The organism is Enterobacter vonholyi, from assembly GCF_040834095.1.
GTDB lineage: Bacteria > Pseudomonadota > Gammaproteobacteria > Enterobacterales > Enterobacteriaceae > Enterobacter > Enterobacter vonholyi.
Genome location: NZ_CP162152.1, coordinates 3,359,187 through 3,373,205, shown reverse-complemented (window position 1 = coordinate 3,373,205; position 14,019 = coordinate 3,359,187). Strand labels below are relative to the sequence as shown.

The 14,019-nt window shown below is 54.5% G+C and carries 15 protein-coding genes; 10 read left to right on the top strand and 5 right to left on the bottom strand.

Annotated features, from left to right (window positions below; translation table 11 throughout):
• Positions 1-3 precede the first annotated feature (3 nt).
• Both tapT and trxC read right to left on the bottom strand, forming a co-directional pair.
• The gene (tapT, locus tag AB3N39_RS15785; protein ID WP_127731990.1) at positions 4-702 is read right to left on the bottom strand and encodes a tRNA-uridine aminocarboxypropyltransferase; all 699 of its coding nucleotides are present in this window, start codon (positions 700-702) and stop codon (positions 4-6) included.
• A 69-nt stretch (positions 703-771) separates the two neighbouring features.
• Entirely contained in the window at positions 772-1,191 is a 420-nt protein-coding gene (trxC, locus tag AB3N39_RS15780) for a thioredoxin TrxC (protein WP_136195579.1), read from the bottom strand.
• A 204-nt stretch (positions 1,192-1,395) separates the two neighbouring features.
• On the opposite strand from trxC, the gene AB3N39_RS15775 reads away from it, so the two are divergent.
• Positions 1,396-2,529: a tRNA/rRNA methyltransferase gene (locus tag AB3N39_RS15775; protein WP_133294946.1), complete on the top strand. Its 1,134-nt coding sequence runs from the start codon at positions 1,396-1,398 to the stop codon at positions 2,527-2,529.
• Between the two features lie 40 nt (positions 2,530-2,569).
• Here the strand turns inward: AB3N39_RS15775 and ung are convergent, their stop codons facing one another.
• Positions 2,570-3,259, bottom strand: coding sequence for a uracil-DNA glycosylase (ung, locus tag AB3N39_RS15770; RefSeq protein ID WP_133294945.1), 690 nt, complete (start codon positions 3,257-3,259; stop codon positions 2,570-2,572).
• Between the two features lie 314 nt (positions 3,260-3,573).
• On the opposite strand from ung, the gene grcA reads away from it, so the two are divergent.
• Entirely contained in the window at positions 3,574-3,957 is a 384-nt protein-coding gene (grcA, locus tag AB3N39_RS15765; protein ID WP_047652709.1) for an autonomous glycyl radical cofactor GrcA, read from the top strand.
• Between the two features lie 51 nt (positions 3,958-4,008).
• Here grcA and srmB read toward each other — a convergent pair whose 3' ends face one another.
• Positions 4,009-5,337 carry an ATP-dependent RNA helicase SrmB gene (gene srmB, locus AB3N39_RS15760; protein ID WP_023344704.1) on the bottom strand — a complete coding sequence of 443 codons (1,329 nt, stop codon included), beginning with the start codon at positions 5,335-5,337 and terminating at the stop codon, positions 4,009-4,011.
• Between the two features lie 132 nt (positions 5,338-5,469).
• Here srmB and AB3N39_RS15755 point away from each other — a divergent pair, with 132 nt between their 5' ends.
• Positions 5,470-6,207, top strand: a complete 738-nt coding sequence (locus AB3N39_RS15755; RefSeq protein ID WP_115876025.1) for a tRNA1(Val) (adenine(37)-N6)-methyltransferase — start codon at positions 5,470-5,472, stop codon at positions 6,205-6,207.
• Here the strand turns inward: AB3N39_RS15755 and nadB are convergent.
• Complete coding sequence (gene nadB / locus AB3N39_RS15750; RefSeq protein WP_143345407.1) at positions 6,192-7,811, bottom strand: L-aspartate oxidase; 1,620 nt, start codon at positions 7,809-7,811, stop codon at positions 6,192-6,194. The two genes, AB3N39_RS15755 and nadB, sit on opposite strands and share 16 nt — an antisense overlap.
• A 343-nt stretch (positions 7,812-8,154) precedes the next feature.
• On the opposite strand from nadB, the gene rseD reads away from it, so the two are divergent.
• The 7 genes from rseD (at position 8,155) to lepB (ending at position 13,892) form a co-directional block, all read left to right on the top strand.
• The gene (gene rseD / locus AB3N39_RS15745) at positions 8,155-8,238 is read left to right on the top strand and encodes a rpoE leader peptide RseD (protein WP_223605340.1); all 84 of its coding nucleotides are present in this window, start codon (positions 8,155-8,157) and stop codon (positions 8,236-8,238) included.
• Positions 8,235-8,810 (top strand): RNA polymerase sigma factor RpoE, encoded by a 576-nt coding sequence (gene rpoE, locus AB3N39_RS15740; protein ID WP_006176728.1) that lies wholly within the window; start codon positions 8,235-8,237, stop codon positions 8,808-8,810. The genes rseD and rpoE overlap by 4 nt, the downstream gene beginning before the upstream one ends.
• Positions 8,811-8,841: 31 nt before the next feature.
• Complete coding sequence (rseA, locus tag AB3N39_RS15735; protein WP_008502186.1) at positions 8,842-9,492, top strand: anti-sigma-E factor RseA; 651 nt, start codon at positions 8,842-8,844, stop codon at positions 9,490-9,492.
• On the top strand, positions 9,492-10,445 hold the full coding sequence (gene rseB, locus AB3N39_RS15730; RefSeq protein ID WP_023308851.1) for a sigma-E factor regulatory protein RseB: 954 nt from the start codon (positions 9,492-9,494) through the stop codon (positions 10,443-10,445). The genes rseA and rseB overlap by 1 nt, the downstream gene beginning before the upstream one ends.
• Positions 10,442-10,918 (top strand): SoxR-reducing system protein RseC, encoded by a 477-nt coding sequence (gene rseC, locus AB3N39_RS15725; RefSeq protein WP_367896870.1) that lies wholly within the window; start codon positions 10,442-10,444, stop codon positions 10,916-10,918. Before rseB ends, rseC begins: the two co-directional genes overlap by 4 nt.
• Positions 10,919-11,102: 184 nt before the next feature.
• Positions 11,103-12,902: a translation elongation factor 4 gene (gene lepA, locus AB3N39_RS15720; protein ID WP_008502183.1), complete on the top strand. Its 1,800-nt coding sequence runs from the start codon at positions 11,103-11,105 to the stop codon at positions 12,900-12,902.
• A 15-nt stretch (positions 12,903-12,917) separates the two neighbouring features.
• Positions 12,918-13,892 carry a signal peptidase I gene (gene lepB, locus AB3N39_RS15715; RefSeq protein WP_048978831.1) on the top strand — a complete coding sequence of 325 codons (975 nt, stop codon included), beginning with the start codon at positions 12,918-12,920 and terminating at the stop codon, positions 13,890-13,892.
• Positions 13,893-14,019 lie beyond the last annotated feature (127 nt).

Below are 14,019 nucleotides of genomic sequence, written 5' to 3'. Positions count from 1 at the left end.
ATTTTAAACGCTTTCCGTCTCGGCTGCTGTGACGCTGCCCTTATGAACGGTTTTTCCCGCCAGATAGCGTTCCCGGAAACAGGAGAAATGGTTGCCCAGGGCGCCAGCCGCAGCGGTATCACCCGCCAGATCCAGAAGCGCAATCGCCACTTCGGCGGTGCAGTATTGCCCGTCAGCATGCGCCTCTCGAAGGCGGTAGGCGGAGACGCGGGAAAGATCGACAGAAATCACCGGAAGTGCGTCGAGATACGGGCTTTTGCGAAACATTTTTCGCGCTTCGGTCCAGGTGCCGTCCAGCATAATAAATAGCGGCGGTTTACCGGATGGCGGCGTCGAAAGCACCTGGCGATCGATACCTGCATATGACGCAGGGAAAACGACCATCGGCTGATAGTCCGGGCTAGCCACTAAGTCGAGCAGGGCCTGAGGGGGCTCCGTGCGGGACCACTGAAACGCCGCGGTATCCGGGAGAATATCGGCGATAAGGCGTCCCGTATTGCTGGGTTTCATCGGCTCGGTATCGAACATGACCAGACAAAAACGGCTCTGTGCCGAACTCGGGGCCAGCGTCTCGCACAGGCAAACCTTCAGCGGCAGCAGGCAGCGCTGGCAGCGGCGAATACGGTTGCCTCGGGCAAGGAACGGTCGAGTGGCGCGCGCAAGGCGTTCGGCGCGTAGTTGAAGAACAGCGTTATCAGTCATGGGCGAAATGCAGGAAAAACCCTATTTTCGCAGAGGCGGCAGCGGGGCACAAGATGTGCCCCGTGAATGTTACAGCGACTCGTTTAACCAGCTTTCAAAAGGTGCTTTTGGAACTGCACCGTTGAGCATATCGATCACCTGACCATTTTTAAAAATCATAATGGTCGGGATGCTGCGGATGCGAAAACGGGCGCTTAGTTCGGGCTCAGCTTCAGTGTTGACCTTAACGAACCGCATTTTTCCGTTTCGCTCTTCGGCCACATCTTCGAAGATTGGCGCGAAGCTACGGCAAGGGCCGCACCATGGCGCCCAGAAATCGACCACGACAGGAAGATCGTCCTTGAGGAGTTTGTCCAGCGTAGCACCCGTTGCGTTAATGACGTCGCCATCAAACAATTCATGGCCGCAACGTCCGCATTTCGCACCATCTTCCATCCGATCGTCCGGAATGCGGTTAAGAGCCTGACAGTTGGCACATACGGTATTCATAACTAACCTCTGATAGAGCCGTGGGACAGCGGCGGAACGCCGATAATGTTTCTAATATGTTACATATTATCAATGAGCCTGTTTGAAACAACAATGCGTTTTATTCAATGAGAACAATAGTCACAGGCTTTTGTACGAAATTATGGCTATGCGCTGGCACATCGGGTAATCTGCGCGCTTCGCGCAGCGCTGGTGGAGAAAAGCATGAACGACGAAATGAAAAACAAAAGCGGCAAGGTCAAAGTGATGTATGTCCGCAGTGATGATGACTCTGATAAACGCACCCAAAATCCGCGTACCGGAAAAGGTGGCGGGCGTCCGGCGTCTTCTTCTCGTGCTGACGGTGGCCGTCGCCCCGCCCGCGATGACAGAAATAACCGCGGTGATGACCGCAAACGTGACGATCGTAAACGCGATGAACGTCCGCGTTCCGACCGCCCGCGTAGTGACCGTCCACGCGATGACCGTCCGCGGGAAGACTTCTCACGTGATAACGCCTCCCCGTGGCGTACCGTTTCTCGCGCCCCTGGCGATGAGACGCCGGAAAAAGCCGATCACGGCGGTATCAGCGGTAAAAGCTTTATCGACCCGGAAGTGCTGCGCCGCCAGCGTGCGGAAGAGACCCGCGTGTATGGTGAGAACGCCTGCCAGGCGCTATTCCAGAGCCGTCCTGAGTGTATCGTCCGCGCCTGGTTTATCCAGAGCGTAACCCCGCGCTTCAAAGAAGCCCTGCGCTGGATGGCCGCGAACCGTAAAGCTTACCACGTGGTTGATGATGCTGAGCTGACCAAAGCCTCCGGTACTGAACACCACGGCGGCGTTTGCTTCCTGATCAAAAAACGTAACGGCACGACCGTGCAGCAGTGGGTCAGCCAGGCGGATGCCGATGACTGCGTGCTGGCGCTGGAAGATGTGGGCAACCCGCATAACCTGGGCGCAATGATGCGCAGTTGCGCGCACTTTGGCGTGAAAGGCGTGCTGTTGCAGGATGCTGCACTGCTGGAATCCGGTGCCGCGATCCGTACTGCGGAAGGCGGAGCCGAGCACGTGCAGCCGATCACCGGCGACAGCGTGCTGGATGCTCTTGAGCAGTTCCGTAAAGCGGGCTATTCCATCGTGACCACCTCGAGCCATGCCGGTACGCCGCTGTTTAAAGCAACGCTGCCGCGTAAAATGGTGCTGGTATTAGGTCAGGAACGTGATGGTCTGTCTGACGCGGCGCTCTCCAGTGCGGATCTGAGCGTCTCTATTGATGGGACAGGCAATGTAGAAAGTCTGAACGTATCCGTTGCTACCGGCGTACTGCTGGCCGAGTGGTGGCGTCAGAATAAGGCATAAGCCTCTTCATGTGCCGGGGCATACCCGGCACATTCAATTACTACTCGCTCTCAGCCGGTAGCACTGGCATCCAGTCAATGGGCGTTTCGCCACGTTTTTCCAGCCATTCGTTCGCCAGAACAAAATGATTACTGCCAAAGAAACCGCGATGTGCAGACAGCGGTGACGGGTGCGGCGCTTTCAACACGTGATGGCGCTGACGGTCAATAATCTCCCCTTTCTTCTGCGCATGCGATCCCCAGAGTAAAAACACGACCCCTTCACGATGCTCGTTGATCAGGCTGATGACTTTATCGGTGAACGTCTCCCAGCCCAGGCTGGCGTGCGAGTGCGCCTGGCCAGCCCGTACGGTGAGTACCGTATTCAGTAACAGCACTCCCTGACGCGCCCAGCTTTCCAGGTAGCCGTGGTTTGGCCGGGTAAACCCGGGCACGGTTCCTTCAAGCTCTTTATACATGTTGAGCAGAGAAGGGGGGATCGCCACGCCCGGACGTACGGAAAATGCCAGCCCATGCGCCTGGCCCGGGCCGTGATAAGGATCCTGGCCCAGAATGACCACTTTCACATCGCTCAGTTCGGTGTAGCGAAAGGCGTTGAACACGTCTTTCTGCGGCGGGTAAATCGTCTGTCCTGACTGACGCTCAGCGGCAACGGTGCTGAGCGTATTGATAAAATAAGGCTGCTGCTTTTCTTCTGCCAGCACGTCATGCCAGGTTAAAGGTGTTGTCATCTCGCTCTCCTGCGAATCTCAATCTGTCACTAGCTTACCTGTTTAAACCCGGTGAGCAAAATTACACGCTGAAATGTGCGCTAAGTGGCTAAATTTATGTTGAAAATGTGCAGGTAAAATTGAATTGGTAAGGTCGTGAAATTGATCTAAAACAATAAATTCAAACCACACTCTTTATGTGGTTGGTGTTTTTGTTGATTTAAATCAATAAATCACCGGGGTGTGAATGATATATATACACACAAGAAACAATGGTTTTACCAATTGGCCGCGAGAGGCCGACATCAGTTAATGTAGCCTAAGGGAGGCAACACATGATTACAGGTATCCAGATTACTAAAGCTGCAAATGACGATCTGCTCAACTCTTTCTGGCTGCTGGACAGCGAGAAAAACGAAGCGCGCTGTGTCGTTGCGAAAGCGGGTTTTGCTGAAGATGAAATCGTGCCGGTGAACAAACTGGGCGAAATCGAGTACCGTGAAATTCCAATGGAAGTGAAACCGGAAGTGCGCGTGGAAGGTGGCCAGCACCTGAACGTAAACGTACTGCGTCGCGAAACGCTGATGGACGCGGTTGAGCACCCAGAAAAATATCCACAACTGACCATTCGCGTGTCTGGTTATGCGGTACGCTTTAACTCACTGACTCCAGAACAGCAGCGCGACGTCATCGCCCGTACCTTTACTGAAAGCCTGTAACGGCTTCTGCAGGGGGGGAATAAAAAAGCCGGGGATTTTCCCGGCTTTTTTTTACTCTTCAGTTTTCGTCTCTGGTGCGGCAGAGCTTGGCTTACGTCGCTTACCAATATTCTTGGTGTCGCGGTGGCGCTGCTTCACGCGCGGTTTCTCTTTTTCTTTCTCTTTTCTCTCAGCACGTTTCGCGAGCGCTTTCTTGGACGGTTTACCCGTCATTTTTTCACTCGGCGCACGCGTGGTTGGGCGCAGGCCGTCAATAACGCGCGCTTTCAGCGGCTCGTCAACATAGCGGCCAATTTTCTGCAGCAGCAGGTAGTCATGCGCTTCAACCAGTGAGATAGCAATACCTTTGCGGCCCGCGCGACCGGTACGGCCAATACGGTGCAGATAGGTATCGCCGCTGCGCGGCATATCGAAGTTGATCACGTGGCTGACGTCCGGAATGTCGATCCCGCGAGCGGCCACGTCTGTGGCAACCAGCACGTTAACGCGGCCATCGGTCAGGCGCTTAATGCCTTCGGTACGCTTGATCTGCGCCATCTCGCCTTCAAGATAGCAGTTATTGATCCCGGCGTTACGCAGCATTTCTGCCAGCTCGTGCACGCGCTCGCGCTTACGCACAAACACGATTGTGCGCAGCGCATCTTCCTGCTTCAGCAGGTGTTTCAGCAATTCAACCTTGTGCTCAAGGTTGTCCGCGCGGTAGTACCACTGGTGGATCTTCTTACGCTCACGGGTGGACGGCGTCGCCGACACTTCTACCGGATCTTCCAGCAGACGCTCTGCGAAGTCTTTAATCGCTTCACCTTCGAGGGTGGCAGAGAACAGCATCGTCTGGTTACGCCAGCGCGTTTCACCCGCAATATGCTCGATATCCTGTGCGAAGCCCATGTCCAGCATGCGGTCGGCTTCGTCGAGGATCAGCGTTTCAACCGCGCGGCAGTCGAAGTTCTCTTCTTTAATGTACTGCAGCAGGCGGCCCGTCGTCGCAACGACGATGTCCTGGTTTTCGCTGAACACTTCTGCGTGGTTCATATACGCAACGCCGCCGGTGATGGTCGCGATATCCAGATGGGTATTTGCCGCGAGTTCACGCGCGTGATCGGCCACCTGCATGGCCAGTTCGCGCGTCGGCGTCAGGATTAAAATACGCGGCGGGCCAGATTTTTTACGTGGAAAATCGAGCAGATGCTGCAACACAGGCAGCAAATAGGCTGCTGTCTTCCCCGTGCCGGTTGGCGCAGAACCGAGCACATCGCGGCCCTCAAGCGCAGGCGGAATGGCCGCTGCCTGAATGGCGGTCGGGCGTGTAAAGCCTTTGCTCTCAAGTGCATTGAGCAGGCTTTCATCGAGTTCAAGTTCGGAAAAAGTCGTTACAGTCATGTTCTACCTCTGTGTGGGGCGCTGATTATAGACGTTACGGCTGTAATCTTCATCTGTTTGTATGGATATCGCTTTTCGGCCACTTCGCTTTCCCCTATGCTACTCCAGTTTCACTTAGAAGGTTGCTCCGACATGTCTCAACTCAAAGCGCAGCTGCGCCGCGATGGTTTTACGTTTAAACAATTTTTTGTCGCTCACGATCGCTGTGCCATGAAGGTCGGTACGGACGGTATTTTACTGGGTGCATGGGCGCCTGTCGCAGGTGTTAAGCGTATTCTTGATATCGGTACCGGCAGCGGGCTGGTGGCGTTAATGCTGGCGCAGCGCACGGAAGAGCATGTCACCATCGATGCCGTCGAGCTTGATGCGGGGGCGGCAGAGCAGGCGAATGAAAATGTAGCCGAATCCCCCTGGGCTGCCCGCATGAAAGTGGAATGCGCAGATGTGCTCGCCTGGGCGCCTGAACAAACCGCGCGTTACGATCTGATTGTCAGCAACCCTCCTTACTACGAGCCCGGCGTTGAGTGCGGTACCCCCGAGCGTGAGCAGGCGCGTTATACCGGTTCCCTCGATCACAAGGCCCTGCTCACCAGTGCGGCCGAGCTTATCTCCGAAGAAGGTTTTTTCTGCGTGGTCCTGCCTGAGAGTACCGGCAACACGTTCATTGGTATCGCGCAGGAGATTGGCTGGACGTTACGCCTGCGTACCGATATTTCGGATACGGAAGGCCGACTGCCACACCGCGTGCTGCTGGCGCTCTCGCCGAAAGAGGGGGAATGCTTTAACGATCGAATGGTGATCCGTGGGCCAGACCAGCGTTATTCCGAAGATTACACTGCCCTGACCCAGGCGTTTTATCTGTTTATGTAAACCTGCGGGGCGAGTATCGACGGGCCGGACTCAGCAAGCTGATTCGGGTAGTCCAGGGTGTAGTGCAGCCCGCGGCTCTCTTTACGCATCATCGCGCAGCGAACAATCAGCTCGGCAACCTGCACCAGATTGCGCAGCTCCAGCAGATTATTCGATACGCGGAAATTGGCATAATACTCATCAATTTCCTGCTGCAGCATGGTGATGCGGCGCAATGCGCGTTCAAGACGTTTCGTGGTGCGCACAATTCCGACGTAGTCCCACATAAACAGCCGCAGCTCATGCCAGTTATGCTGGATCACGACCAGCTCGTCCGGGTTATCCACGCGGCTTTCATCCCAGGCTGGCAGGTGCTCAGTCTCACGGGCGTAGGGCATGCGCTTCGTGATGTCTTCTGCGGCAGACCAGCCGTACACCAGACATTCAAGCAGCGAGTTAGAAGCCATACGGTTCGCGCCGTGAAGCCCGGTATAGCTGACCTCACCGATAGCATAAAGTCCGTCCACATCGGTACGCCCATGATCGTCAACCATTACGCCACCGCAGGTATAGTGGGCGGCTGGCACAATCGGCACCGGATCGCGCGTTAAATCAATGCCAAGATTGAGCAGCTTTTCATAAATCATCGGAAAATGCTGGCGAATAAACGCTGCTGGCTTATGGCTGATATCAAGATACATGCAGTCCACGCCAAGACGCTTCATTTCATGATCGATGGCGCGAGCAACGATATCGCGGGGAGCCAGTTCGCCACGGGCGTCAAAGTCCGGCATAAAGCGGGTGCCGTCAGGGCGTTTCAGATAGGCGCCTTCGCCGCGCAGGGCTTCCGTCAACAGGAAGTTGCGCGCCTGAGGGTGGAACAGGGCGGTTGGGTGAAACTGATTGAACTCAAGATTCGCCACCCGGCAGCCGGCGCGCCAGGCCATAGCGATACCGTCTCCGGAGGCAATGTCCGGGTTCGTGGTGTACTGATACACTTTGGAGGCCCCGCCCGTAGCCAGTACTACAGCCTTTGCCTGACAGGTTTCCACCTTCTCTTTATTACGGTTCCAGACCCAGGCGCCCACCACGCGACGCGTGCCGGGCAGGCCAATCTTGTCAGAGATAATCAGGTCAACGGCATTACTCCGCTCAAGAACCCGAATATTAGGATGGTTCAGCGCTTTACCAACCAGCGTGGTTTCCACTTCTTTTCCGGTGGCATCTGCTGCGTGCAGGATGCGGCGGTGGCTATGGCCGCCTTCGCGCGTCAGGTGGTAGCTCTCTTCACCATTGGGTTGAACCTGCGTATCGAATAAGACGCCCTGGTCGATGAGCCACTGCACGCAATGACGGGCATTGCTGGCGACAAACTCTGCGGCGTGTGCATCCACGATCCCGGCCCCGGCAATCAGCGTATCTTCAACGTGGGATGCAATGCTGTCTGTCTCATCAAACACCGCGGCAATGCCACCCTGGGCATAAAACGTGGAACCCTCGCTTATCGGCCCTTTACTCAGAACGATAACGTTTTGATGCTCAGCCAGGCGCAGCGCCAGAGAGAGACCGGCAGCGCCGCTGCCGATGATCAGTACATCACAATGGAGTTCAGGTGTTGTGTTCATGATTGTTGTTTAATTTACTAAACAGTGTTGAGTCAGAATAGCACTCGAATGCGATATATCGCACGTATTTTTTTAGCGACTGTTGCAATGGCTAAACGCTTAAGTTGAGGTAAACGGAGGGTAAATGAGTGAAATTATTTTGCGAAGCAGATCGTTAGCGTCAGATTTTGTGGTGAAATAAAGCCTGTGTTGCGTTACTCTTCTGGCGGGAAAAAGATGTTTCTTGTCAGAAACTGGTGCGTATCGTGAACAGACTTATAATGAGAGAAAATGAACAGTCTGCGGCGCGATGAACAAAAACAAAGGCGTTACGGAACTTATTGAAGATCAGACACTCTAACTTGTGCTTGCTCAAAGTGCGGTATTTTTAGAGTGGCGTTTCGATAACGCGTGGAATTTAGGTTTGGGGAGACATTACCTCGGATGAGCGAGCAGTTAACGGACCAGGTCCTGGTTGAACGGGTCCAGAAGGGAGATCAGAAAGCCTTTAACCTACTGGTGGTGCGCTACCAGCATAAGGTGGCGAGCCTGGTTTCCCGTTATGTACCGTCAGGCGATGTGCCTGATGTGGTGCAAGAGTCTTTTATTAAGGCCTATCGCGCGCTGGATTCTTTCCGGGGAGATAGTGCTTTTTATACCTGGCTGTACCGTATTGCGGTCAATACGGCTAAGAATTATCTGGTCGCTCAGGGCCGTCGTCCGCCTTCTAGTGATGTGGACGCAATCGACGCCGAAAACTTCGAAAGTGGCGGCGCATTGAAAGAAATTTCGAACCCTGAGAACTTAATGTTGTCAGAAGAACTGAGACAAATCGTTTTTCGCACGATCGAGTCGCTCCCGGAAGATTTACGCATGGCAATTACGTTACGGGAGCTTGATGGTCTGAGCTATGAAGAGATAGCCGCTATCATGGATTGTCCGGTCGGCACGGTACGTTCACGAATTTTCCGTGCGCGAGAAGCTATTGATAATAAAGTTCAACCGCTTATCAGGCGTTGACGATAGCGGGATACTGGAAAAGGTATTAGGCATGCAGAAAGAAAAACTTTCCGCTTTAATGGATGGTGAAACGGTAGATAGTGAGCTGCTCAACGAGCTGTCTCATTCTCCCGAAATGCAAGAGACCTGGGAGAGTTACCATCTCATCCGTGACACCCTTCGCGGTGACACCGGCGAGGTTCTCCATTTCGATATCTCAGCCCGCGTAATGGCGGCGATTGAGAATGAGCCTGTTCATCAGACCACTCCGCTGATTCCTGAAGCTCAACCCGCACCTCACCAGTGGCAGAAAATGCCATTCTGGCAAAAGGTGCGCCCGTGGGCCAGCCAGCTTACCCAAATGGGTGTGGCTGCATGCGTATCGCTTGCAGTTATTGTTGGCGTCCAGCACTATAATACTCAGTCTGAAACTAATCAGCAGCCAGAAGCGCCAGTGTTTAACACACTGCCGATGATGGGCAAAGCCAGCCCGGTAAGCCTGGGCGTACCGGCTGATGCTTCCGCCAGCGGCGGCCAGCAACAGCAGGTTCAGGAGCAGCGCCGTCGCATTAATGCGATGTTGCAGGATTACGAGTTGCAGCGTCGTCTGCACTCTGAACAGCTTCAGTTTGAGCAGGCGCAGACACAGCAAGCTGCTGTGCAGGTGCCCGGAAACCAAACTTTAGGAACGCAATCGCAGTAATGAAGCAACTTTGGTTCGCCATGTCTCTGATGGCGGGTAGCCTGTTCTTCTCTGCCAACGCCTCGGCTGATGTATCATCCGGGGCGTTGTTGCAGCAAATGAATCTGGCCAGCCAGTCACTCAATTACGAGTTGGCATTTATCAGCATCAACAAGCAGGGCGTCGAGTCGTTACGCTATCGCCATGCCCGTCTTGATAACCAGCCGCTCGCCCAGCTTTTACAGATGGATGGTCCGCGTCGGGAAGTTGTCCAGCGTGGTAACGAAATCAGCTATTTCGAGCCCGGCCTGGAGCCTTTCACGCTGAATGGCGACTATATCGTTGATTCCCTGCCGTCACTCATTTACACCGACTTCAAACGGCTTGCCCCTTACTACGATTTTATTTCGGTAGGGCGTACGCGTATTGCGGACAGACTTTGCGAGGTGATCCGCGTTGTCGCCCGGGATGGAACGCGTTACAGCTATATTGTCTGGATCGACGCTGAAACTAAACTCCCGATGCGTGTAGACCTGCTTGACCGTGACGGTGAAACGCTGGAACAGTTCCGCGTTATCTCCTTCAGCGTGAACAATCAGGTTGGCAACAGCATGCAGAATCTGGCTAAGGCCAGCCTGCCGCCGCTACTTTCTGTTCCTGCCGGGGATTCCGTTAATTTCAACTGGGTACCTGCCTGGATCCCACAAGGGTTTAGCGAAGTGTCCAGCAGCCGTCGTCAGCTGCCAACGATTGAAACGCCGGTGGAATCGCGCCTCTATTCAGATGGTTTGTTTAGCTTCTCGGTGAATATCAATCGCGCAACGGCAAACAGCGCTGAACAAATGCTGCGTACCGGGCGCCGTACGGTGAGTACAACGGTACGCGATAATGCAGAGATCACCATTGTGGGAGAACTCCCTCCGCAAACGGCGAAGCGCATCTCCGACAGCATTAAATTCAGGGCCGCACAATGATCAAAGAGTGGGCGACGGTAGTCTCGTGGCAAAACGGCATTGCGCTGGTGAGCTGCGATGTTAAAGCCTCATGTAATAGCTGCGCATCCCGCGCTGGCTGTGGCAGCCGCGTGCTGAACAAGCTCGGGCCACAAACATCGCACACGATTTCAGTGCCAAGCGAACAGCCGCTGATGGCCGGGCAGAAGGTGGAACTGGGCATCGCGGAAGGCAGCCTGCTCAGCTCCGCTATGCTGGTGTATCTCTCTCCGCTGGTCGGCCTGTTTATCATGGGTGGTCTGTTTCAGATGCTGTTTGGTACCGATGTGGCCGCTATGTGCGGTGCCGCATTGGGTGGCGTAGGGGGATTCTGGCTTGCCAAAGGTCTCTCCCCAACACTCGCCGCGCGCGAGGAGTGGCAGCCTGTCATTCTCAGCGTTGGGCTGGCGCCAGACAAGCTTCGTGTTGAAACGCTCTCTTCTGAGGCCCGGTGATCCATCGGGCTTTATCTTTTTTACACCCTAAAACAGAAAACGTCCTTTCTTCACGCTATACCAGTCTCTAAGTGCATTTCCAGGTAGCGAGGATGTAGTGTAGAATGCTGCGTTTTCGCACTGAAAAACGTCAGGCTAAGAACAGCGGCCTCCAGGAATTCGTAAGGCATAATTATTTAACTATATGAAGAACATACGTAACTTTTCGATCATTGCTCACATTGACCACGGTAAGTCGACGCTGTCTGACCGTATTATCCAGATTTGCGGTGGCCTGTCTGATCGTGAAATGGAAGCCCAGGTTCTGGACTCCATGGACCTGGAACGCGAACGCGGTATCACCATTAAAGCGCAGAGCGTTACGCTTGATTACAAAGCGGCTGATGGTGAAACCTATCAACTAAACTTTATCGACACCCCAGGCCACGTTGACTTCTCCTATGAAGTTTCACGCTCGCTCGCGGCCTGTGAAGGCGCGCTGCTGGTGGTGGATGCCGGGCAGGGCGTTGAAGCCCAGACCCTGGCAAACTGCTACACCGCGATGGAAATGGATCTCGAAGTTGTGCCGGTTCTGAACAAGATCGACCTGCCAGCCGCCGATCCTGAGCGCGTAGCGGAAGAGATTGAAGATATTGTCGGTATTGACGCGACCGATGCCGTGCGCTGCTCCGCGAAAACCGGTGTCGGCGTCACCGACGTGCTGGAACGTCTGGTGCGTGATATTCCGGCCCCGGAAGGCGATCCGGATGCCCCGCTGCAGGCGCTGATTATCGACTCCTGGTTCGATAACTATCTGGGCGTTGTCTCCCTGGTGCGTATTAAAAACGGCACCATGCGCAAAGGCGACAAAATCAAGGTAATGAGTACCGGACAGGTCTACAACGCCGACCGTCTGGGTATCTTCACGCCAAAACAGGTTGACCGTACCGAGCTGACATGCGGCGAGGTAGGCTGGCTGGTGTGTGCCATTAAAGACATCCTCGGCGCGCCGGTGGGCGATACCCTGACCGGTGCGCGTAATCCGGCAGAAAAAGCGCTTCCAGGCTTTAAAAAGGTGAAACCGCAGGTTTACGCGGGCCTGTTCCCGGTTAGCTCTGACGATTATGAAAACTTCCGTGATGCCCTTGGCAAGCTGAGCCTGAACGATGCCTCCCTGTTCTATGAGCCAGAAAGCTCAACGGCGCTGGGCTTCGGCTTCCGCTGCGGCTTCCTTGGTCTGCTGCACATGGAGATCATTCAGGAGCGTCTGGAGCGTGAATACGATCTGGACCTGATCACCACCGCGCCGACGGTAGTGTATGAAGTTGAAACCACCTCGAAAGAAGTGATCTACGTCGACAGCCCATCCAAGCTGCCGCCGTTGAACAATATTCACGAGCTGCGTGAGCCGATTGCCGAATGTCACATGCTGCTGCCGCAGGAGTTCCTGGGCAACGTCATTACGCTGTGTATTGAGAAGCGCGGTGTGCAGACCAACATGGTTTACCACGGTAACCAGGTGGCGCTGACCTACGAAATCCCGATGGCGGAAGTGGTACTCGACTTCTTCGACCGTCTGAAGTCGACCTCCCGTGGCTATGCGTCACTGGATTACAACTTCAAACGCTTCCAGGCCTCCAACATGGTGCGTGTGGACGTGCTGATCAACGGCGAGCGTGTGGATGCGCTGGCGCTGATCACCCACAACGACAATGCGCCATACCGTGGCCGCGAGCTGGTTGAGAAGATGAAAGATCTGATCCCGCGTCAGCAGTTCGATATCGCGATTCAGGCGGCCATTGGCAACCATATTATCGCGCGTTCCACCGTGAAACAGCTGCGTAAAAACGTTCTGGCGAAGTGCTATGGCGGTGACGTCAGCCGTAAGAAAAAGCTGCTGCAGAAGCAGAAAGAAGGTAAGAAGCGTATGAAGCAGGTCGGTAACGTCGAGCTGCCGCAGGAAGCATTCCTTGCCATCCTTCATGTTGGTAAAGACGGCAAATAACCCTAAGGAGTTGGCATGGCGAACATGTTTGCCCTGATCCTGGTCATTGCTACCCTGGTGACAGGTCTGCTGTGGTGTCTGGATAAGTTTATCTTCGCCCCAAAACGTCGCGAACGTCAGGCTGCCGCACAGGCAGCCACTGGCGATGAGATTGACGCGAAAACCCTGAAGAAAGTCGGCCCGAAACCGGGCTGGCTGGAAACGGGCGCCTCGGTATTTCCGGTGCTGGCGATTGTGCTGGTCGTACGTTCGTTTATTTACGAGCCGTTCCAGATCCCATCAGGTTCAATGATGCCAACGCTGCTGATCGGTGATTTTATTCTGGTAGAGAAGTTTGCCTACGGCATTAAAGATCCGATCTACCAGAAAACGCTGATCGAAACGGGTCATCCGAAACGCGGCGACATCGTGGTGTTCAAATATCCGGAAGATCCGCGCCTCGACTACATCAAGCGCGCGGTAGGTCTTCCGGGTGATAAAGTGACTTACGATCCGGTTGCGAAAGAAGTCACCGTTCAGCCGGGCTGCAGCTCCGGTACCGCATGCGAAAACGCGCTGCCAATCACCTACTCAAACGTTGAGCCAAGTGATTTTGTGCAGACCTTCGCCCGTCGTAACGGCGGCGAAGCGACCAGCGGATTCTTCCAGGTACCGAAAGGTGAAACCAAAGAGGACGGCATCCGTCTGGTTGAGCGCAAAGAGACGCTGGGCGATGTGACGCACCGTATCCTCACCGTGCCAATCGCGCAGGATCAGCTGGGTATGTACTATCGTCAGCCGGGCCAGCAGCTGGCGAGCTGGATTGTACCGCCAGGACATTACTTCATGATGGGTGACAACCGCGATAACTCTGCGGACAGCCGTTACTGGGGCTTTGTGCCGGAAGCGAATCTGGTCGGTAAAGCTACCGCCATCTGGATGAGTTTTGAGAAACAGGAAGGCGAGTGGCCGACCGGTGTACGCCTGAATCGTATCGGCGGAATCCATTAATTCTCAATAAATGAACGCGTAGCCGCTTTAATTAGCGGCTACGTGAATTATTTCCACGATAAATCTCTTCGAACTAACGACATCCCCTGTCGTTGTGTATAGAATATTCCCCCGAAGTTTAAGGTTG